16 protein-coding genes and 1 pseudogene are annotated in these 20693 nt (G+C 62.5%); 7 read left to right on the plus strand and 10 right to left on the minus strand.

Annotated features, from left to right (window positions below):
• Both AC0IW7_RS22530 and AC0IW7_RS22535 read left to right on the plus strand, forming a co-directional pair.
• Positions 1 to 209, plus strand: a pseudogene (locus tag AC0IW7_RS22530) (hypothetical protein); the annotation flags it as partial.
• Positions 210 to 496: 287 nt separating this feature from the next.
• Positions 497 to 1105, plus strand: a complete 609-nt coding sequence (locus tag AC0IW7_RS22535) for a DUF6338 family protein (protein WP_463552008.1) — start codon at positions 497 to 499, stop codon at positions 1103 to 1105.
• Between the two features lie 386 nt (positions 1106 to 1491).
• Here AC0IW7_RS22535 and AC0IW7_RS22540 read toward each other — a convergent pair whose 3' ends face one another.
• From AC0IW7_RS22540 to AC0IW7_RS22560, 5 genes are all read right to left on the minus strand, one after another.
• The gene (locus AC0IW7_RS22540) at positions 1492 to 2337 is read right to left on the minus strand and encodes an alpha/beta hydrolase (RefSeq protein WP_471820974.1); all 846 of its coding nucleotides are present in this window, start codon (positions 2335 to 2337) and stop codon (positions 1492 to 1494) included.
• Entirely contained in the window at positions 2334 to 4691 is a 2358-nt protein-coding gene (locus AC0IW7_RS22545; RefSeq protein ID WP_471820976.1) for a TonB-dependent siderophore receptor, read from the minus strand. Before AC0IW7_RS22545 ends, AC0IW7_RS22540 begins: the two co-directional genes overlap by 4 nt.
• Positions 4692 to 4793: 102 nt before the next feature.
• Positions 4794 to 5777 (minus strand): FecR domain-containing protein, encoded by a 984-nt coding sequence (locus AC0IW7_RS22550; protein WP_471820977.1) that lies wholly within the window; start codon positions 5775 to 5777, stop codon positions 4794 to 4796.
• Positions 5774 to 6283, minus strand: a complete 510-nt coding sequence (locus AC0IW7_RS22555; protein WP_471820979.1) for a sigma-70 family RNA polymerase sigma factor — start codon at positions 6281 to 6283, stop codon at positions 5774 to 5776. The genes AC0IW7_RS22550 and AC0IW7_RS22555 overlap by 4 nt, the downstream gene beginning before the upstream one ends.
• An 85-nt stretch (positions 6284 to 6368) precedes the next feature.
• Entirely contained in the window at positions 6369 to 7229 is an 861-nt protein-coding gene (locus tag AC0IW7_RS22560) for a hypothetical protein (protein WP_471820980.1), read from the minus strand.
• A gap of 419 nt (positions 7230 to 7648) precedes the next feature.
• Between AC0IW7_RS22560 and chrA the strand changes: the two genes are divergently transcribed.
• Both chrA and AC0IW7_RS22570 read left to right on the plus strand, forming a co-directional pair.
• Positions 7649 to 8989, plus strand: coding sequence for a chromate efflux transporter (chrA, locus tag AC0IW7_RS22565; RefSeq protein ID WP_471820981.1), 1341 nt, complete (start codon positions 7649 to 7651; stop codon positions 8987 to 8989).
• Positions 8990 to 9212: 223 nt separating this feature from the next.
• On the plus strand, positions 9213 to 10760 hold the full coding sequence (locus AC0IW7_RS22570; protein ID WP_471820983.1) for a TerC family protein: 1548 nt from the start codon (positions 9213 to 9215) through the stop codon (positions 10758 to 10760).
• A gap of 51 nt (positions 10761 to 10811) precedes the next feature.
• On the opposite strand, the gene AC0IW7_RS22575 is transcribed toward AC0IW7_RS22570, so the two are convergent.
• Positions 10812 to 12950: a methyl-accepting chemotaxis protein gene (locus tag AC0IW7_RS22575; protein WP_471820984.1), complete on the minus strand. Its 2139-nt coding sequence runs from the start codon at positions 12948 to 12950 to the stop codon at positions 10812 to 10814.
• A 192-nt stretch (positions 12951 to 13142) separates the two neighbouring features.
• Here AC0IW7_RS22575 and AC0IW7_RS22580 point away from each other — a divergent pair, with 192 nt between their 5' ends.
• Complete coding sequence (locus AC0IW7_RS22580; protein ID WP_471820986.1) at positions 13143 to 13619, plus strand: GNAT family N-acetyltransferase; 477 nt, start codon at positions 13143 to 13145, stop codon at positions 13617 to 13619.
• Here AC0IW7_RS22580 and AC0IW7_RS22585 read toward each other — a convergent pair.
• Both AC0IW7_RS22585 and AC0IW7_RS22590 read right to left on the minus strand, forming a co-directional pair.
• The gene (locus AC0IW7_RS22585; protein ID WP_471820988.1) at positions 13608 to 14234 is read right to left on the minus strand and encodes an HD domain-containing protein; all 627 of its coding nucleotides are present in this window, start codon (positions 14232 to 14234) and stop codon (positions 13608 to 13610) included. The genes AC0IW7_RS22580 and AC0IW7_RS22585 overlap by 12 nt on opposite strands.
• Positions 14231 to 14632 carry a winged helix-turn-helix transcriptional regulator gene (locus AC0IW7_RS22590; RefSeq protein WP_122495023.1) on the minus strand — a complete coding sequence of 134 codons (402 nt, stop codon included), beginning with the start codon at positions 14630 to 14632 and terminating at the stop codon, positions 14231 to 14233. The genes AC0IW7_RS22585 and AC0IW7_RS22590 overlap by 4 nt, the downstream gene beginning before the upstream one ends.
• 145 nt (positions 14633 to 14777) lie before the next feature.
• Here AC0IW7_RS22590 and gstA point away from each other — a divergent pair, with 145 nt between their 5' ends.
• Entirely contained in the window at positions 14778 to 15383 is a 606-nt protein-coding gene (gene gstA / locus AC0IW7_RS22595; RefSeq protein ID WP_471820989.1) for a glutathione transferase GstA, read from the plus strand.
• A 31-nt stretch (positions 15384 to 15414) separates the two neighbouring features.
• Here the strand turns inward: gstA and AC0IW7_RS22600 are convergent, their stop codons facing one another.
• Together AC0IW7_RS22600 and mnmC are read right to left on the minus strand one after the other, a co-directional pair.
• Entirely contained in the window at positions 15415 to 16956 is a 1542-nt protein-coding gene (locus AC0IW7_RS22600) for a sensor domain-containing diguanylate cyclase (protein ID WP_471820991.1), read from the minus strand.
• A 96-nt stretch (positions 16957 to 17052) separates the two neighbouring features.
• A complete protein-coding gene (mnmC, locus tag AC0IW7_RS22605; protein ID WP_471820993.1) occupies positions 17053 to 19041 on the minus strand; it encodes a bifunctional tRNA (5-methylaminomethyl-2-thiouridine)(34)-methyltransferase MnmC2/FAD-dependent 5-carboxymethylaminomethyl-2-thiouridine(34) oxidoreductase MnmC1 in 1989 nt (662 codons plus the stop codon).
• Positions 19042 to 19156: 115 nt separating this feature from the next.
• On the opposite strand from mnmC, the gene pap reads away from it, so the two are divergent.
• On the plus strand, positions 19157 to 20644 hold the full coding sequence (gene pap / locus AC0IW7_RS22610) for a polyphosphate:AMP phosphotransferase (RefSeq protein WP_471820995.1): 1488 nt from the start codon (positions 19157 to 19159) through the stop codon (positions 20642 to 20644).
• Positions 20645 to 20693 lie beyond the last annotated feature (49 nt).

The following is a 20693-nucleotide window of genomic DNA, read 5'->3' on the forward strand; positions in this document are numbered from 1 at the left end:
ACTTCACCGAGCAAGAAAACCCCAGCAAGTCGCCGGTGAACGTCATCTACATCGACACCGAAATGCTCGGCAAACGCGTAGCCAGCCGTTGCCTGGTGCCGCCCGTAACAGGGAAACCCAACCTGTTTTTGGTGGAAGCGTTTGACATGTGCATCGCTAATCACCTGGCGCTGAATAAGGCGGCTGGTTCGGAGACGGCGGCTAAGTAAGCTGCTTTGAGGGCGGTCGGTTAGGCCGCTTTTCTTGGAGCGAGCAGGGGCAGCATCGACGCTGCCGCTGCTCGCCCGACCCATAGAAGGGGAACAAGGTGTTCCCCTTTTTTGTGGCTGGGATTTGGCAGCGCTGTTCGTTGCGCTACGCAATTCCTTCAATTGCTTCACCGAATCTCAGCAAGCCCTCGGTGATCTCATACCATTGAAGCGGCGCTGGCCGATTTTTCCCGGTCGGTGCCTTCGGTACTGTCACTCACGACCGCAATCACGGAGTGGCATTGGACATGGATAGCCTGGTCAGGGAGCTAATCCCGCTGTTGCAGTATTTGATTCCCGGCTTTCTTGCGACCTGGATTTTCTATTCCTTAACGTCGTTTAAACGGCCAGACAGTTTCGGCCAAATCGTCCAGGCGCTGATATTTACGTTCCTGATTCACGGCGTCGTCGAGGCGCTTGGGTGGGGGCTGACCGGGTTGGGCGACCGCTTTTTCGCGATAGGTAGTTGGGATATTGCCGCGCGGTCTGCTTGCTCGGTCGCCGTAGCGATGCTGCTCGGTTTGGGCTCGTGCTACCTGACGAACAACGACGAGCTTCATCAACTGCTGCGGCGGGGAAAAATCACCCGACAGACGTCTTACCCGTCCGAGTGGTTCGGCTCGTTTTCGCGCTATGCAGGTTTCGTTGTGCTGCACCTTTACAACGATAAGCGCATTTACGGGTGGCCTGAACAGTGGCCAGCGTCTCCGTCAGCGGGGCAGTTTTTGATTCAAGCGCCAAGCTGGCTGGACGCTGAAGGTGCTGAATGGCGTTTCGGTGCCGAGTCCATGTTGATCAATGCTTCCAAGGTCCAATGGGTCGAATTTGTATCGCAAAAAAATGGAGAAACCACATGACTGTTCTAGAGCCTCAACCGATGCCCGAGTGCTACCTGCCCACACTAGCGCCCGACGGCAAAACGGTAATACCTCCAAAGGTGGCGCGCCCAAAAGCGCCTAGCGCTCCACCGGCCTCGACCAAGCCGCCCATGTATTTCTTGGCTCATTGGGTGGCGGTTTATTGAGGCGGTGGGTTCCTTCTTGGTGGCAGCTATTTCACGGGGTGTTTTTTCGGCGCTCGATACTTCTGCGTTATTGAGAAAGACGGGGGTGGTTCAATCTTTCCCCTTTTCGCTGGCACCAGTTGTGAACCCGTCCAAGCCTGCGCGGTTTGGGAAACACCTATGACGGAGGTGTTTGCGTCATCTTCCGTCGCAACGCCGAAGGCGGCGAACCGCCCGTACCTAATACCGCCGCGTCGTCAGCAATTCCTCCAACACCCGCGTCACCACCCGAAACGGCACGGACATATGGTCTTCGCCGGTTTCGATGTGGAAGTCGCTACGCAGCCCGTATTGCGACAGCGCTTCGAGGCGGCGTTGCAGGGCGCGGGCGTCTTGCAGTTCCTGGGGCATTTCGCGGTCGCCGACGAGCAGGGTCAGGCTGCTGTGGGTGAGGTTGACCTTGCCGTCGTGGGCGCGTTGGGTGAAGGCCCGTTCGGGTTCGAGCAGGAAGCGGTCGCGCCACCACAGGCTGGGGCTTACGGCCACGGTGTGTTGGAACAGGTGCGGGCGGGTGAAGAGGGTGTAGATGCCGAACATGCCGCCGAATGACCAGCCGACCAGGCTGCGTTGGTCTTGGTCGACTTTGAAGCGTTCGCTCACTTTGGGCATCAGGCGTTTTTCGATGAAGTCGAGGAACAGGTCTTGGCCGCCTTGGGGTGGGTCGTTGCGGTCGGCCGGTTGCGGGGGCGAGAGGTCGAAGGCGCGGCGGTTGAAGTCGTACGGCGTGGTGCTGGGGTAGCCGATGGCGACGATGATGGCGCTTTTCATGCGGTCTTGGGCGCGCTTGGCGGCATGGAAGGCGGGGAAAAAGGCGTTGCCGTCGACTACGTAAATCACCGGATAGCCGCCGGTGTAGGGCACATCGCCCTCCGGCAGGCTGATCATGATGCGGTAGTCGCTGCCCTCGGCGCTTTTCAGGGTCCATTGCTCGGTGCCGTCGAGGGTCACCGGCTCGGCCACGGCGCTGCCAAGTAGCAACGCGGCGACGAGAAACGCCGCGCTGCGCAGTGCGTTCAGGCGGCTCACCAGCTGTAGCTCAGGCTGGTGACGACACTGCGCGCTTCGCCGCGGTAGCAGTAGCCGTCCTGGCAATTGATGTAGCGGCGGTCGGTGAGGTTGCGCGAGTTCAGGGCCAGGCGCACGCCGTCCAGGCCGCCGCCGAAGTCGTAGTGCACGCCGGCGTCGAACAGGGTGTAGTCCTCGTTTTTGCGGGTGTTCATGTTGTCGCCATAGGTGCTGCCGGTGTAGCGCGCGCCGGCGCCAAAGCCCAGGCCGAAGGGCAGGCTGTAGTCGAGCCACAGCGAGGCGAGGTGGCGGGGCACGTCTTTGGGTTCGTTGCCTTCATCGCCGGCGATGCTTTTGGTGATTTCCGGGTCGTTAAAGCTGTAGCTGGCGTTCAGGCTCAGGCGCTCGGTCAGGTCGGTGACGGCTTCCAGCTCCAGGCCGCGCGAAACCTGTTCGCCGGTTTGGGTGCTTTTGAGTGGGTCCACGGCATCGCGGCTCACTACGTTCTGTTGGGTGAGGTGGTACAGCGAGGCGGTGAGCATCGTCGTGGTGCCGGGCGGTTGGTATTTCAGGCCGACTTCGTATTGCTTGCCTTCGGTGGGCGCGAACGGCTCGCCATCGGCATTGGTTTCGGTGGACGGCTGGAACGACTCGGCATAGCTGGCGTAGGGCGCCAGGCCGTTGTCGAACAGGTAGAGCACGCCGAGCTGGCCGGTGGTGGCGGCGTCGCTGCCTTTGCGGTTTTCGTCGCCGGGCAGGTTGCCGTTGTTGCGTGTGTGTACCCAGTCGCGGCGCAGGCCGGCGGAAAGGCGCCAGTTGCCGATTTCCAGTTGGTCGTTGATGTAGGCGCCGGCGCGGTGGATGAGGCCGTCCTGGTCCACGATCGGCGAAGTCGGTGTGGACACGGGCTGGTGGTAGTCCGGCGAGTACAGGTCAATCGACGGGCCGGGGCCGGAGGCGTAGAGCAGCGAGGTGTCGATCCAGGCGTAGTCGACGCCGGTGATCAGCGTGTGTTGCACCTCGCCAGTGGCGAAGCGGCTGATCAGGCGCGTGTCGGTGGACAGCGATTCCATATCTTCGTAAACGCCCACGGCGTAGCGCTCAAGCGTGCGGCCGCCGACCAGGCCGGTGGGTTGCAGGTATTGGTTGCTGGTGTCGACCTGGCCGTAGCGCAGGTTTTGTTGAAGGCTGAAGGTGTCGTTGAAGGCGTGCTCGAACTCATAGCCGACCGTCCATTGCCGCTGTTCGAGCTTGTCGAAGTATTCGTCGCCCTGCCAGAAGTCGGTGAGGTGGTCGCCGTCCTGGTAGAGCATCGGCGAGGCGGCCGTTTCCCGTTCCTGGTACTGGGCAAGCAGGGTCAGGCTGGTGTCGGGGTCGATTTGCCAGGTGAGCGACGGCGCGATCAGGCGGGTGTCGTTGTTCATCTGCTCGATGGAATATTCGGCGTCACGGTACACGCCCACGGTGCGGAACAGCACGTCGCCGTCATCGTCGAGCTTGCCGCCGATGTCGAACTGGCCTTGGCGGTGGTTGTAGTTGCCGTCCTGAATTTCCACCTGGTTTTTTGCTTGCAGGCTAGGGCGCTTGCTCACGCGGTTGACCATGCCGCCGGGGCTGATTTGCCCGTACAGAACGGACGCCGGGCCCTTGAGCACTTCGATGCGTTCCAGGTTGTAGGCTTCGGTGGAGTACAGCGACAGCCAGCCGCTGCCGGGCTGGCGCAGGCCGTCGAGGAAGTCGGCCGATTGAGTGGTTTCAAAACCGCGCACGCTGATCATGTCGAAGCGCGGGTCCAGGCCGGAACTGCCCACGCGCACGCCGGCGCTGTAGGCCACGGCATCTTCCACGCGGTCGACTTTGCGGTCGGCGATCTGCTCGGCGGTAACCACGCTGATGGCCTGTGCGGTTTCGAGAATGGGTTTGTCGGTTTTCGTCGCGCTGCTGGCGTTGCTGGCGAAGTAGCCGGGCACCGGGGAGAAGGCGCTTTGCATGGCGCTCGCGTCGATGCTGGTGGGGTTGAGCTGCAAGGCTTCGCCGCTGGCCACTGGCTCAACGGTGAAGGTGCCGTTGTCGGTGATGCGCAGGGCCAGACCGCTGCCGCTCAGTGCCTGCTGCGCCGCTGCTTCGGCGCTGAACTGACCCTGCACGGCGGCGCTGCTGCGGCCGCGCACCAGAGCGGGGTCGGCGACGATGGTGCGGCCGCTTTGGCGGGCGATCTGGCGCAGGGCCTGGTCCAGCGGCATGGCGGCCAGGTCGTAGCGTTGCAGCGTTTGGTCGGCGTGGGCGGCGACCGGGGTCAGGGCGGTAACGCCGCTGGAAAATGCCAGGGCAACGGCCATGGCCAAACGCGCGGCGCGGGGTGAGGAAGAACGCATGGCAGAGACTTTCCTTGCAGGAGAGAGTGGGAACTTCCTCCTCTGTCGCGCGAGTTGGAAAAACCCCTCACGCGTTTTCATTTTTTTTTGGTTGGGTACGCGTCAGGCCAGGTCAATCAAGGTGACCGGGCCGTATTGCGCGACGGTGATGGGCAGCACTTGAGCAAGTGACTGCAAGGTGCGGTCGCTGTCGTCCAGGGCAAATACGCCGAACACGCGCAGGCTCGCCGCTTCCGGCGACACGCGCAGCAGCCCATAGCGGTAGGGCCGCAGCGCATCGATCACGGCGCCAAGGGATTCGTCGTCGATGTCCAGCCGGCCATCGAGCCAGGCGTCGTTACGGGCGCGGCTGGGCATGGCGGCGAGGGTCTGGTTGGCGCTGAACAGCACGCTCTGCCCGGCGCTGATGGAGGCGTGATGACCATACTGGTCGAACACCTGCACGCTGTTTTCCTGCACGCTGACCAGGGTTTGTTCCGGCAGCTGACGAACCACAAAGCGCGAGGCGAGGGTGCTGATGCTGCCCTGGGCGGTGATTACTTCGAAGGGGCGCATCGGGTCGGCCAGTGCCTGAATACTAAGCTCGCCCTGTTTCAACGTGACCTGGCGCGTGTGCGTGCTGAACAGCACGTTGGCGGCGCTGCGGGCGTTGAGCGCGAGCGTGCTGCCGTCTTCCAGGCGCAACTGTTGGCGCTCGGCCGTGCCGGTATGGAAGTCGCTGAACAAGCCTTCCAATGGCATGCGCCGCTGCAATGCCAGCACGCCCGGCAACCCTGCCAGCAGCAACAACGCCGTACCACCGCGCAGCAGGCGCCGACGCTCATGGGAAATGCCCGAACTGCGCAGCACACGCGCCGCCGCAGTTGCGCTGCCGGGCAATTGTCGCTGCACGTCAGCGAGCTGGTTGAATGGCGCCTGCACCGCGCCGCTGATGGTTTCCCAGGCGCGGCGGTTGGCGTTGTCGGCGCTGAGCCAGGCGCTAAAGGCGGCTTGATCGTTGGCGTTGGCGCGGCCGGAGTCGAGGAACACCAGCCAGTCGATGGCGGCTTTAATCGCGGGCGTCAGGCTTGGGTGTGACGGCGTCATGCCAATGTCGCCAGGTAGCACTGGGTGACGGCCTGCTTGATCCACCGTTCCACGGTGGCCAGCGAAACGCCCAATTGCTCGGCGATTTGCGGGTGGGTCATGCCGTCCAGGCGATTGAGCAGAAAGGCGTGGCGCACTTTGCTCGGCAATTCAGTAAGCATGGCGTCGATCACCGCCACGGCTTCGCGCAGCAGGGCGAAATCTTCCTCCGACGGCACCACGGTTTCCGGCAGGCTGGCCAGTGCTTCGAGGTAGGCGCGCTCCAGCTCACTGCGGCGCCAGAACGAACAGAGCACACGTTTGGCGACCACGCAGAGAAAGGCGCGCGGCTCGTCGATGACGGCGGCTTGTTGGGATTTGAGGGTACGCACGAAGGTGTCTTGCGCCAGGTCGGCGGCATCGGCGTGCGAGCCCAGACGACGCAGCAACCAGCTCTGTAGCCAGCGGTGGTTTTCCGCATACAGGGTATGGAAGGGGTCTTGGGAGGCGACGCGCAGGTCTGGCACAAATGCACACGGTTAGTAATTAGCAATGTTTCGCATTTTCGACAACTGCTGGCTAATTTGCAACTGCGGCGGACGGGGCGCGTGGTTAGGAAGCTTTTGTCTTGTCGACTAATTGCTCCACCCACGCGGCGTCTTGCGCATTAACAACGCCGTACTGATCGGGCGGCGCGAAGGCCCAGTGGTGTGCTGCTTCGGTAAGACGCTGAAGCTCGTCGGTGCTCAGCCAGTAGGCAGTGTTGTGCACGGGAATGGGCGCGCCATCGAAGCGTTGGCCCAGGGTCAGGTTGGTTCTCGGGGCGAACGCGATAGCGACTTCTGCGTGGGCGTGCAGGAGTTTTTCAGGCGCTGGCTGTTTGCCTTCGCGGGCGTAGCTGAAGTTGCCGGGGTAGTGTTTTTTCAGCACCAGCCAGTGGCCGGCGGTTGTGGTTGCGAGGAGCCATTGGGTGATGCCGCTGTCGTAGGCGTTTTCCAGGCGTTCGCCGTTCCAGATGCTGAGAGTGTTGCAGTCCGGGTCGTAGGCGTTGGACCACACATTGGTGGCGGTCACTAACGTGTGGCGCTCCAGTTCAACTTCGCCGCGCTCGGGCAAGGTTCGCCAGTAGCGTTTGGTCGCGTCGCGCTTGGCGTGGCGGATGTTGAGCAGCAACCAGGCGGCGGTGAAGAGCAGGGTGGCCGGCACTAGCCAGACGTAAGTCGTTTCGAGGAGATGGTCGATGTCTAGGTGTGCGTCGAACAGGGTTCGGTAGCACAACAGGCCGACGATGTAGGCGAGGAAGGGCAGAATCGGGCCGAAGCACAGCGGCGCTACGCAGACGGTGAGCCAACTAAAGCGTTCGCTGGCGGCGCATTCCTGGGCCCGGGCGTGTTCTTCCGAAAGCATGGGCGCGGTGTCGCGAGGGGGCAGGTTGGGGTTTGGGGTGTGGAAGTGGGCTAGGGGGTTGGGCATTTGGGCGAACGGGCGGTGGCCGAGGTGGGCGTAGCGTAGCAGCGTGGGTGGGGATGGGGCTTCGCCTTTGCGAGGATGACGGAGGTTTTATTGAGTTTTCCGTTATCCCCCCGTGAAGGCGGTGGGCCGACGATTGGGATCCACGCTTGCGGGGCTAACTGAGTCTCCTGAAAGACTCTGGATCCCCGCGTTCGCGGGGGTGACGGAGAACTTTTCAGCGTTTTTCGTCAGGTCCGACGGATGAAAGGGGCAAAAACATCCGTCATCCTCGCGAACGCGGGGATCCAGTATTGTGAGTCGATCGCCGATCTCCACGACTGGCGCAAATTCCCTCCCAGCAACCAAACCCCACGCTACATTTGTGCCTTATTAGTGCGTTATCTTCAGCCACCTCATACCGGCCCCAATCCCGACGCCCCATGACCAACCCCACGCCTCAGCCCACCCCCATCCCACTATTCCAAGCCCTGCTCTTCTGGCTAAAACTCGGCTTCATCAGTTTCGGCGGCCCGGCCGGGCAGATCGCGATCATGCATCAGGAATTGGTCGAGCGTCGGCGTTGGATTTCTGAGCGGCGTTTTCTGCATGCGTTGAATTACTGCATGGTGCTGCCCGGCCCCGAGGCGCAGCAGTTGGCGACGTATATCGGTTGGCTGATGCACCGCACCTGGGGCGGGGTGATTGCTGGCGGGCTGTTTGTGTTGCCGTCGTTGTTTATTTTGATTGCGCTGTCGTGGGTGTACATCGCCTTTGGTGAGGTGCCGGTGGTGGCCGGTTTGTTCTATGGCATCAAGCCAGCGGTCACGGCGATTGTGGTGCAGGCGGCCCATCGCATCGGCTCGCGGGCGCTGAAGAACAATTGGCTGTGGGGCATCGCGGCCGCCTCGTTTGTGGCGATTTTTGCCCTAAGCGTGCCGTTTCCGTTGATTGTGCTGTCGGCTGCGTTGCTGGGTTATGTGGGCGGCAAACTCGCGCCGGGCGTGTTCACTGTCGGCGGCGGGCACGGTGCGGCGAAGCAGTCGTTCGGGCCGGCGCTGATTGATGACGACACGCCCACGCCCGAGCACGCGCGCTTTCGCTGGTCGCGCCTGGTTGTGTTGCTGGTAGTGGGCGCTGGGCTGTGGGCGTTGCCGATGGGGTTGTTGACTGCGCTGTATGGCTGGCACGGCACGTTCACGCAGATGGGTTGGTTTTTCACCAAGGCGGCGCTGCTGACATTTGGCGGCGCGTACGCAGTGTTGCCCTATGTGTATCAGGGCGCGGTGGGCCATTACGGCTGGCTGACGCCGACGCAGATGATCGACGGCCTGGCGCTCGGCGAAACCACGCCGGGTCCGCTGATTATGGTGGTGGCGTTTGTCGGGTTTGTCGGCGCTTATGTGCAGCCGGTGTTTGGTGCCGAGCACGCGTTTTTGGCGGGCGCCGTCGCGGCTGCGCTGGTTACCTGGTTTACCTTTCTGCCCTCGTTTCTGTTCATTTTGGCGGGCGGGCCGCTGGTGGAATCGACCCACAACGAGCTGAAATTCACCGCGCCGTTAACCGCCATCACCGCAGCGGTGGTGGGCGTGATTCTTAACCTGGCGGTGTTTTTCGCCTATCACGTGTTGTGGCCCGAAGGCTTTGACGGCTCGCTGGATTGGCCGTCGGCGGTTATCGCGGTCGCAGCGGCGGTGGCGCTGTTTCGTTTCAAGTGGGGCGTGATTCGGGTGCTGTTTAGTTGCGCAGTGGTGGGCTTAGGGGTTTACCTGCTGCGCCATTAACGCCAAGGGGTCGATACAAATTCCGCAATACTTGGCCAGCGGTGCGAGGGTTTCTTATTGGGTAGGATGGCCGCCCGAAATCACTCTTGGCCTTTATGAACACGCTTCAGGAACCTCCCAGTTTTAGCCACGCCCCGTTAACGCCTCGTTCTGCCCCGCCGCGCCATCGCGCCGCTCACGCTTGCCGTGCTCTTCTTATTATTTCGACGCAGGTTCTCTAAACATGGAATGGATAGCTGACCCCACGGCCTGGCTAGGCCTGCTCACGCTTATTGTTTTGGAACTGGTGCTGGGCATCGACAACCTGGTGTTTATCGCCATCCTCGCCGACAAGCTGCCACCGGAGCAGCGCGATCGCGCCCGGCTGATCGGCCTGTCGCTGGCGTTGATCATGCGCCTGGGCTTGCTGGCCAGTATTTCCTGGATGGTGACGCTCACCGAGCCGCTGTTCGAGGTGTTCGACAAGAGCTTCTCGGGCCGTGATCTGATCATGCTGTTCGGCGGTATCTTCCTGCTGTTCAAGGCGACCATGGAGTTGCACGAGCGCCTCGAAGGCCACATTGCCGAGCGCTCGGCCGGCGCCGGTTACGCGCTGTTCTGGCCTATCGTTGCGCAGATTGTGGTGCTTGATGCGGTGTTCTCGTTGGACGCGGTAATTACCGCCGTCGGCATGGTGGAACACCTGAGCGTGATGATGATTGCGGTGGTGGTGTCCATCGGCGTGATGATCGTGGCGAGCAAACCGCTGACGGCCTTCGTCAACGCTCGCCCGACGGTGATCATGCTGTGCTTGGGCTTCTTGATGATGATCGGATTCAGCTTGGCGGCCGAAGGCTTGGGTTTCCACATTCCCAAGGGTTACTTGTACGCGGCCATCGGTTTCTCGATTGTGATTGAGCTTTTCAACCAGTTGGCGCGCCGTGGTCGCCAGCGCTCGGCGCAGGGCACGTTGCCGCGCCGCGCGCGCACGGCCCATGCGGTGATGCGATTGCTCGGCGGGCGTGAGCTGACGGTGGACGAAGTGGGCGAAGACATTGCCGATCTGGTGCAGGGCGACGATGCGCAGCCGGCATTCAACCGCCGCGAGCGGGTGATGATCAGCGGCGTGTTGCAACTGGCCGAGCGCCCGGTGCGCGCGGTGATGACGCCGCGCGCCGAGGTGCTGTACCTCGACGTAGGCGAGAGCCCGGAAGCCATTCGCCAGAAGTTGATGAACTCCTCGTACTCGCGCCTGCCGCTGGTGCGTGAAGGCCACGTCGACGAGCCACTGGGCTTTGTGCACAAGAAGGAGTTACTCAAGGAACTGCTCGCCGGCAACTGGCCGGACCTGCACACCATGGCGCGCCAAACCATCAACGTGCTGGAGCACTTCACCGTGCTCAACGCCCTGGAGCAGATGCGCAAAGAGTCGACGCACATCGCCTTCGTGGTCAGTGAGTTTGGCGATTTCATGGGCGTTCTGACCATGACCGACATCCTCGAATCCATCGCCGGCGAGTTGCCCGATGCCAGCGAGGTGGACGGCCCGGATATCGTCGACGATAACGGCGCTTACCTGGTCAGCGGTGCGCTTAACCTCAGCCTGGTGCAGGAACGCATCGGCTTTGCCGCCAGCGCCACCGACGATTACCAAACCGTCGCCGGCCTGGTGATGAGCCTGCTGGATCGCTTGCCGATGATTGGCGACGAGGTGGAGTGGGGCGACTGGCGGCTGTCGGTCACCGAGGTGTCGGAGCGGCGGGTGACGCGGGTGCGTTTGGCCCGCCAGTAACCGCAGTTGAACAAGCACGAGCCCCCGCCGAAACGCGGGGGCTCGTTTGTTTTAGCCGAGGCTAAAACGCGCCGTGTTGTCGTTCAGCGCGCGGCTGCCTTGGCTTAAACGGTCGGCCGCCTGATTGACCGCACGGGCGCCGTCGAGCAGGCGGATGGCGGCTTGGTCCACTTGCTGAATGCTGCCGCTGACGGCGTCGGCGGTGGTGGCTTGTTCTTCCACGGCAGTGGCGATTTGCGCCAGGGTGTCGCTCACGCCCTGAACCGCGCTGGCGATTTCACCCAGGCTGACACCCAGTCCGGTGACGGCGGTGGCGTCGCTCTGCGCTTGGCCGCACGCCGCTTCCATCAATTCCACCGCCTGGCGCACGGTGCTGCGCAGGCTTTCCACGGTGGTGGCGATTTGCAGCGTGGAGGCTTGGGTGCGTTGCGACAGGCTGCGCACCTCATCGGCCACCACGGCAAAGCCGCGGCCCTGATCACCGGCGCGGGCGGCTTCGATGGCGGCGTTCAGCGCCAACAAGTTGGTTTGCTCGGCGATGCCGCGAATGCTGTCGACCACCGAATGAATCTGCTGGCCCTGATCGCTCACGCGCCCCAACGCCTCGGCGGTGTCGCTCAGGCGTTGGTTGAGTTCCTGAATGCTGGCGGTGGTGCGTTCGCTGTCGCGGTTGCTGGCTTCAGCGATGGCGCGGGTTTGGCGCACGCTGGCCGAGGCTTGCTCGCAGCTTTTCGCCACGCCGAGCGAGGTGGCGGCCAATTGCGTGGCGGCGGTGGCGATCTGGCTGATCTGGTGCTGCTGCGCTTCCACTTCACCGAGGGTGTCGGTGGAGTGCGAATTGAGGGTAATCACGGCGTCGCTGAGTTGGTACGTCTCGTGGTTCACACCCAGCAAGCTGGTGCGCAGTTGCACCACGGCGACGTTCAGGGCGGTGCTGATGGCGGCCAGTTCATCACGCCCTTGCACCGCCACTTCCACGCACAAATTACCGTCGCGCAGCGACTGCGCGAGGGTGGTAATGCCACTGGCGCTGCGGCGAATCGAGCTTTGCAGGCACACGAACAGGTACACGGCCGCCAGCAGCAACAGGCCAAAAGCAACCGCCACCGGAACGGCTTGGGCAATGGCGCGGTTGTGGTAGAAATCCAGGCGCGCGTCCAGCGATTGCAGCGACTGCTGGCGCAATGCCGACAGGGTGCTGAGCAGGCTGTCCATGGTGCGCTGGAAAGTGGGGCCTTTCATGCTGATGGTGTCGCCGAACAAGCCGTCATCCAAGGCCTTGAGGTCGGCGTTGAGGGTTTGTTGGGTGGCGCCGTATTGGTCGGCCCACGCGCTGAGCGCGGCAGGCAACTTGGCTTGCAGGGTGGCGCCGGTTTTGTCCAATTGCGCGCGGGCATCGTTGATGCGCGCACGCAGGTCGCGCAGTTGCAGGCGGCTTTGCAGGCTGAACTGACCCGCCGCCACCGACGCTTCGCCCATGCTTGCCAGGCGGCCGACACGTTCGATCATTTCCGGCGCCTGTTGCGTGGCGATCTGCATCAGCAAATAACCTTCCACCGACGGGTCAAGCGTCAAGCCGCTGTCGATCGCGATCTGGTCGCGCAGGCCTTGCAAACTCGCCTTCATGGCGGTGAAGCGGTCGAGCGCATCGGGCCACCAGCCCACGGTGCGAAGGCTGGCTAATTCCAATTGCGCGGCGCCGGTTTGCAGGTCTTGCAGGCGCTTTTGCACGTCGTCGCTGGCGCCTTCTGCGCGCAGCGTTTCGGCGAAGCTGTCCATGGCCGAGCGCAGCGCCGGCATGGAATTGTCGAGCTGGGTGATGGCTTGTTGCGCATCGGCACCGGGCACGCGGGCGGTGTCCACGGCTTTCCAGCGCGCGGCCAGGTTGCGGCGAGCTGACAACTGCTGGTCCACGGCATCCAGTGCGAGTAATTGGCGCACGCCGCTGTGTTCCTTGGCGATCACCGCCAGCTTGGCTTGAAAGGTTTGGCTGACCATCCACAAGCTGCCCGCCAGCGGCAGGGCGAATAGCAGGAACAGCAGTTGGAATTTGCGCGCAAAGCCAAAGCGGCTCAGAAGATGGATCCCAGGGGATAACACGGACTGCATGAACGACGACTCCTCAAAGGATCTTGCCAGCGTTCCGTTGTACAGAACGCTGTCGGGCTGCCGGTGCTGGCAATGAGCCATTTGGCTAGCAAGTTCCGGACCGCGCGGCCGGGGCGTCGATGCACGGCGCGGCCAACGGTGCGGCGCAGGCTGGCGCGTTGTTTTGGTGCGCGCGGGCGAAAACGAAGCGCAGTCGTGCACCCGTTTGTGTCACTGAATGACACAGCGGCGGGCGCGCTTTACCCTCGGCACCTCATTCTCAGGGAGTTACTCATGCCGCAGTTTTTCTGGTTGCACGAGCACATGGAGCATTGCCCCACCATGGCCGCCTGGCTGTACGAGCAGTTCAGCTACGAGTACGTCGGTCAGTCGCTGGCCGAGTGGCAGCACGAATTTGCTGCCGGCCAACACAACGGCGCCTGGCCCAGCGTGGTGGCTGTCGATAACGGTCAACTGCTGGGCGGCGCGGCATTGGCGAACGATGATCTGCCCGGTCGAAGCGATCTCGGACCATGGCTGGCCTGCGTGTTCGTGTCCCCGCAGGCGCGCGGCCAGGGTATCGCCGAGGCGCTGGTGGAAAAGGTGTGTGAGCGGGCGCGAATCGAGGGTGTGGAACGCTTGTATTTGCACACTCAGGACCGCGCCGACTATTACGCCAAGCGCGGCTGGGTGACGGTCGAGCAGTTCGAGCGCTGGGGCAAACCGCAGTCGTTAATGAGCCGCGACCTGCGGGCCGCGTCAGGCCAGTAACCGCGCCAGTTCTGCTTGCAGGTTGGCCCGTGCCTTGGCTTCCCACAGCGCGCGAATTTCTTCGTGGCTGTAAAGGTCGGGCATAGCCAACAGGGTGTTGAGCACCTTGGCGCGGCCGGCGTTGAACAGCGCCTCTGGCACCCAGTCGTACTCGGCGCGGATGGCTTGGGTGTAGGCGTGGTAGGCGTCGGCGGGCAGGGCGAGTACCGACAAATCGAGATCCACCACCAGCCCCGCATCATCGGCGTCGGCGGGCTCAACGTGAGCGGTGGCGAGAATGTGCCGGCGCACGCTGGCGATGTGCTCGGGCAAGCCGGCCTCACGTAGCCAGGCTTCGGCCAAGTCGGCGCTGGCGGCTTCGTTGTCCTGGCGCTGGGTGTGGTAGATGGCGTCGTGCGTCCACAGGGCAAATTCCACCACGGGCAGATCGTGCGCCAGATGCTGAAAATGGTCGAGGTGCTGCAAGCAGGCGTTGATATGGGCGCCGTTGTGGTAGTGGCGCTGCGGTTCGGCGTAGTGCGCGGCGAGGGTGGCGAAACTGCCTTCGGGCGCACTGGCACCGAGGCGCTGCCACAGCGTTTGCCAGCGCTGGGCCGAGAGCGTGGCGTCTGTCATGCCGAGGCCTCGACGGTCTTTTCTTCAAAGGCGACTTGCGCGGCGTTGAGCGCTTCGATGTTGCGCTCTACCCAGTGATCCAGTGCGCGAATCGGTTCGCTCAGCGACAAACCCAACGCCGTCAGCGAGTACTCCACACGCGGCGGTACTTCGGGGTAGGCGGTGCGCGTCACCAGGCCAAATTTCTCCAGCCGGCGCAGCGTCTGAATCAGCATTTTCTCGGAAATACCGTCGACTTGCCGCCGCAGTTCAGCGGTGCGGCGTGTGCCGTGGGCCAGGGTGTGAATCAGCAACAGCGCCCATTTATCAGCCAGCACATCGAGGACGTAGCGCGCCGGGCAGGTGACGCTGAATACATTGCCGGCACGGCAGGCGGCGTGGTCGTGCTGATCGAGCATAGCGGCGCTTCCAGATTAGTCAGGGATATCAAATGCATACTTACCGCAAGGTGGGTACTTGTGCCAGAGAAAGCAATCGCTAAGCTCAGTGCACGCGTGCATTCCACGCGCCTGCCACGCTCCATTACTGAGTGAAGGATTGTTTATGAAACTGTATTTCTCCCCAGGCGCCTGCTCGTTGGCGCCCCATATCGCTTTGCTGGAAGCCGGCTTGGCGTTCGAGACCGAGAAGGTCGACCTTAAAGCCAAGGTCACCGCCAGCGGCGCCGACTTCACTGCCATCAACAAAAAAGGCTACGTGCCGGCCCTTACCTTGGATAACGGCCAGTTGCTGACCGAAGGCGCGGCGTTGCTGCAGTACATCGCCGACCAAAGCCCGCAAAGCGGCTTGGCACCGGCTGCCGGCACCTTCGCCCGCTATCAGTTGCAAGAGTGGCTGACCTTTATCGGTTCGGAAATTCACAAGCCGATGGGCTCGATGTTCAACCCGGCGCAATCGGCTGATTGGAAAGCCGCCGTCAGCGCCACGCTGACCAAGCGCCTGGACTACGTCACCGCTCAGTTGGCCGATAAAGACTACCTGCTCGGCAACCAATTCACCGTGGCCGATGCGTACCTGTTCACCGTGCTCAACTGGGCCAACGTGGTCGGTTTTTCCCTGGCGCCGTGGCCGGCGGTACAAGCGTTTTCGGCACGCGTTGCGGCGCGGCCAAAAGTGGTTGAGGCGTTGAAGGCTGAAGGGCTGGTGTAAGCGCGGCGGTAACGAGCCTGGCGTGCTGTGATTAGCTGCCGTGCCGGGCGGACGGCTCAGGCGCCTGGTAGGCGCACACCTGATTGCGTCCGCCACGCTTGGCCTCATACAGCGCGGTGTCGGCTTGCTTGATCAAATCGGGCACGTTGTCTTGCTCGGCTTGTTGGGCATACACCACCGTGACGCCGAGACTCACCGTCACGATTTGCAGTGGGCTGGCCAGGTGTTCGCGGGCCAGCTCCTGCACGGCCTTGCGAATCCCTTCCGCCATTTTCAAGGTGTTGGCCAGGTCAGAACCGGGTAGCAACAGCATCATTTCTTCGCCGCCATAGCGAGCGGGCAGATCTTCGGCACGGCGGGCCCAGGCCGCCAGCACTTTTGCCACGGCCTGAATGCACGCATCGCCGGCCACATGGCCGTAGCGGTCGTTGTAGAGCTTGAAGTGGTCGATATCCAACATGATCACGCCCAGCGGCGCCTGAGTGCGGCGCACGCGACCCAGTTCCTGAGGCAGAACTTCGTCCAGGCGGCGGCGGTTGGCCAGGCCCGTCAGGGCGTCTTCTATCGAGAACTTCTGCAGGGCTTCGTGGGCGTCGTGGCGTTCTTTTTCAGCCAGTTCGCTGCGCGAAATCTGCTGCAGCAGCACGCGGGCAAAGGCCAGCATGCTCAAGCCAATGAGCGCAAACACCACGCTGGCAACGATCAGTTGCCGCCACCAGGGCAAGCGAATGGCTTTGGCGGAAATGCCGGAAATGGCCACCAGCGGGAAGTCGCTGAAGCGTTGATAGCTGTACATGCGCTCCTTGCCGTCGACGGACGATTCGATAAGCGCCGAGCCTGAATCCTGCCGCGTCAGGTACTCGGTAAAAATGGGGCCATGACCAATGCTGGTACCGATCAGTTCAGCGACGTAAGGGCGGCGGACCAGGATCGTGCCGTCGCTATACGTGAGGGTGAAGGCGTCTTCCTTGCTGGTGCGAAACTGGGCGTAAAAGTCATTGAAGTAACTGAGCTTGAGCGTCGCCAGCGCAACGCCGGCAAAGCTGCCGTCCGGATTATTGATGCGCCGCGACACCGGAATGATCAGCTCGCCGGTAGAGCGGCTGGTGATGACCTTGCCGATGTGCACGCCGCGCTCGGTATGGGTGCGGTGGTAGACGAAATATTCGCGGTCGGCGTTGTTGGCGTTGGGCGCAATGCTGTCTTTATCGGTGACCAGCCATTCGCCGTTAGGGCCATAGATAAACAGCCCATGCAACTGCGGCAGGATGGTCATCTGCCCTTTGAGGTACAGCTGCATCCGCGTGGCATTCAGGCCGGACAGGCTTTCCCACTCGCTGCGTTCGACAATGCCCAACAGCAAAGTGTCGGCCTGGCGAATGGCGCCGCGCACTTCGGTTTCAGCAGCGCGCGTGAGATTGGTGGCCGCTTGGCGGGCCTGGAAAAATGCTTGGCGATACGACTGATACAGCTGCCAGCCTTCCAGGGCCAGCACCACGGTCAAACCAAAACACACCAGGCCGTAGGTGAGGCCGCGTAGCCGATCGATGTGTAATGTTTGCGTGCGCTGCATAGCACGGAGTGGCCTGTTCTAGGGCTGAGTGATGCAAGCGTAGCCCAGCGAGCGGGCATTGGAGACGCGCCCGCGACGGGTGAAGGTGAACACGCCCTAACCGCGCACCAATTTTCGCAGCGCAAACCGATTGGGATGACAGGCTTCGGCGACATCCCGCGGCACCGGCAGCGGTTCGTTGTTCAGCCAGGCAGCAAGCAGTTCGCCCGCCAGTGGCGCGGTGATCAACCCGCGAGAGCCATGCCCACTGTTCACGTATAAACCGGGCAGCCACGGGCAGGGGCTGTCGGGACTTTGCCGGGCGTCTTTGCGCAACACGGCGTAGGCGCTGGCAAAGGCGTCTGCGTCGGCGACCGGGCCAACGATTGGCAAATAATCCGGGCTGGTGCAGCGAAAAGCGGCGCGGCCTTGCAGTTCATCCACTGACAATTCGCGGGCATTCAGTCTCTCAGCCAGGTCGCTGGAAATGTCCTCCAGCAGCTGCAAATTGCTCACGTGCTCGGCTGCTTTCACGGTCAGGTCGTCGCTGTGAAAGTCGAAGCTGGCGCCCAGGGTGTGTTCGCCGTGGCGGGCTGGCGCGACGTAGCCTTCGGCGCACACCACGGTGCTCAGCGAACGGCTCTGCGGTGTTTGTGGCAGCCGAGTGATTTGGCCGCGAATGCGTTTAAGCGGTAGCGATGCGGTGGGAGCAAACGCGCGTACATCGGCGGCGCCGGCCAACACCGCGACGCTGGCGCTGGCAATGCCATGCTGGCCATCGCGCGCGTGCCACTGGCCGTTGTGCTGATGCAGTTCGAGCACGTTCTGGTGGGTAAGCACCTGAATGCCAGGGTGCTCGGCGAGCAACTGGCACAACGCTGGCGGATGCACCCAGCCGCCGTTCGGATAGAACAGCCCGCCACTGGCCAAAGCGATGCCAGCTTGTTGCTCGGCCTGTTGCCGGTTCAGCGAATGCAACAAGTCGGCGGGAAACGCAGCCGCAAGCTTGGCCTGGCGCGCGGCTTCTTTGTCATCGAATGCCAGTTGCAGCACGCCGCAAGCGTCCCAATCCTGCCCGCGCTGCAAGCGTTGGATTTGCCGACGGGTATGGCCGAAACCCGCCACGATCAAGCGCGACAGCGTGGTGCCATGGGCGGACAGTTTGAGGTACAACACGCCCTGCGGATTGCCCGAGCCTTCCTGCGCCAACTCGCCATGGCGCTCCAGCAGCGTCACCTGCCAGCCGCGCGCTGCCAGGCTGTTTGCGGTGGCGCAGCCGGCCAGCCCGGCGCCCACCACCAGGGCCGTGCGCGGGCCGCCGAGCGGCGCGGGGCGGGCGTACCAGGCGGGCGAGGGTGGCGTAGCAGGCGCCTCTTCCAGGCCAATGAACTGGCCTTTCAACACTTCCCATTTGTGCCCCAGACCGGGCACGCGCTTGAGTTTGAAACCGACCGCCTTCAGTGCCCGGCGCACGACGCCCGCCGTGGTGAAGGTGCCCAGCGTGGTGCGCGGCGTCGACAGCCGCGCCAGTTCGCCGAACAGTTCCGGCGACCACATGTCCGGGTTTTTTGCCGGCGCAAAACCGTCGAGAAACCAGGCGTCTATTTCAGCGTCGAGTTGCGGCAGCAGCTCCATCACATCGCCGATCAACAGCGTCAGCACCACGCGGCCGCCGTCGAACAACACGCGCTGGAAATCGGGGTGCAAGGCCACGTATTGATCCAGCAATGGCTCGGCAAATGGCTGCAACGCTGGCCACAGCGACAGCGCCCGTTGCAGGTCGGCGTGGCTGAGTGGGTATTTTTCGACACTGACAAAATGCAGCTGCGCCCCGGCCGGCGCCGTGCGCGCAAACAGCTCCCAGGCGCAGAGAAAATTCAGACCGGTGCCAAAACCGGTTTCGCCAATCACCAGCTTGCCGTTTGGCGGCAGGGCGGCGAAGCGCGCGGGCAGGTCGTTGTTGTCCAGGAATACATAGCGCGGCTCATCAAGCCCCGCGCTGTTTGAAAAATACACATCGCCGTAGGCACGCGAATGCGGCTGGCCGAGTTCATCCCAATCGAGTTGGGCGGTGTGGGTGGCGGCGGAAAGAGGGCTGTCGGACATGGTCGGTTCTGGCGCGGCAAGGCGCGCATTCTAGCCGATCCGGCAACAGGGCATGGCTAGCGCGGCGCAATCCGCTAGGCTGTGCCCATCACGTTAACGAATGGAGCGAGGTTTTATGTTTGAGTCCGCCGAAATTGGCCACGCCATTGATAAGGAAGACTACGAGGCGGCCATTCCTGCGCTGCGCGAGGCGCTGCTCGAAGCGCAATTCGAATTGCAGCAGCAGGCGCGTTTTCCGGTGATCGTGCTGATCAACGGCATCGAGGGCGCTGGCAAAGGCGAGACGGTCAAACTGCTCAACGAATGGATGGACCCCAGGCTTATTCAGGTGAACACCTTCGACCAGCAAACCGACGAGGAACTGGCCCATCCGCCGGCTTGGCGCTACTGGCGGCAACTGCCACCCAAAGGGCGCATGGGCATCTTCTTTGGCAATTGGTACAGCCAGATGATTCAGGGCCGGGTGCATGGTCATTTCAAAGACGCGGTGCTCGACCAGGCCATCATCGGCGCGGAAAACCTGGAGCGCATGCTGTGCGACGAGGGCGCGCTGATTTTTAAATTCTGGTTTCACCTGTCGAAGAAACAGATGAAAGCCCGCCTGAAGAATCTGAAAGACGACCCCGAACGCAGCTGGCGCCTGAGTCCCTTGGATTGGCAGCAATCGGAAACCTATGACCGCTTCGTGCGCTTCGGTGAACGCGTTTTGCACAAAACCAGTCGCGATTACGCCCCCTGGTATGTGGTGGAAGGCGCCGACGAGAACTACCGCAACCTGACAGTGGCGAAAATTCTGCTGGAAGGGCTGCAAGCCGCGCTCAAGGTAAAAGAAAGCACGCCGCGTCATCCTCACGCCGGTCCTGCCTCGGTGAGCATCGATAACCGTGGCCTGCTCGGCAGCCTCGACCTTAGCCAGCGTCTGGACAAAGAGCATTACCAAAAACAACTCGCCACCGAGCAGGCACGCCTGGCCGTTTTGATGCGCGACAAGCGCTTTCGCAAGCATTCGTTGGTCACTGTGTTTGAAGGCAACGACGCGGCCGGCAAGGGCGGCGCCATTCGCCGCGTGGCGGCGGCGCTCGATCCGCGCCAATACCGAATTGTGCCAATCGCCGCGCCCACCGAAGAAGAACGGGCGCAGCCTTACTTGTGGCGCTTCTGGCGGCACGTTCCTGCGCTCGGCAAATTCACTGTGTTCGACCGCTCGTGGTACGGCCGCGTACTGGTCGAGCGGGTGGAGGGCTTTTGCACCCCGGCCGACTGGCTGCGGGCCTACGGGGAAATCAATGATTTCGAAGAACAGCTGACCCGCGCGGGCGTGGTGGTGGTGAAGTTCTGGCTGTCGATTGACTCAGAAACCCAGCTCAAGCGCTTCCAGGAACGTGAGGAAATTGCCTTTAAGCGTTTCAAAATCACCGAAGAAGACTGGCGCAACCGGGAAAAGTGGCCGCAGTACGCCGACGCCGTGGAAGACATGGTCGACCGCACCAGCACGCAGTTGGCGCCCTGGACCCTGGTGGAGGCCAACGACAAGCGCTTCGCTCGGGTAAAGGTGCTACGCACCATCAACGACGCCCTTGAACGCGCCATGAACAAGGACTGAACAGCGGCAACCCGCGACAGGCGTCGAAAAGGGCAGGATCGCCGCGCAT

This window comes from Pseudomonas sp. AC229, from assembly GCF_979254655.1.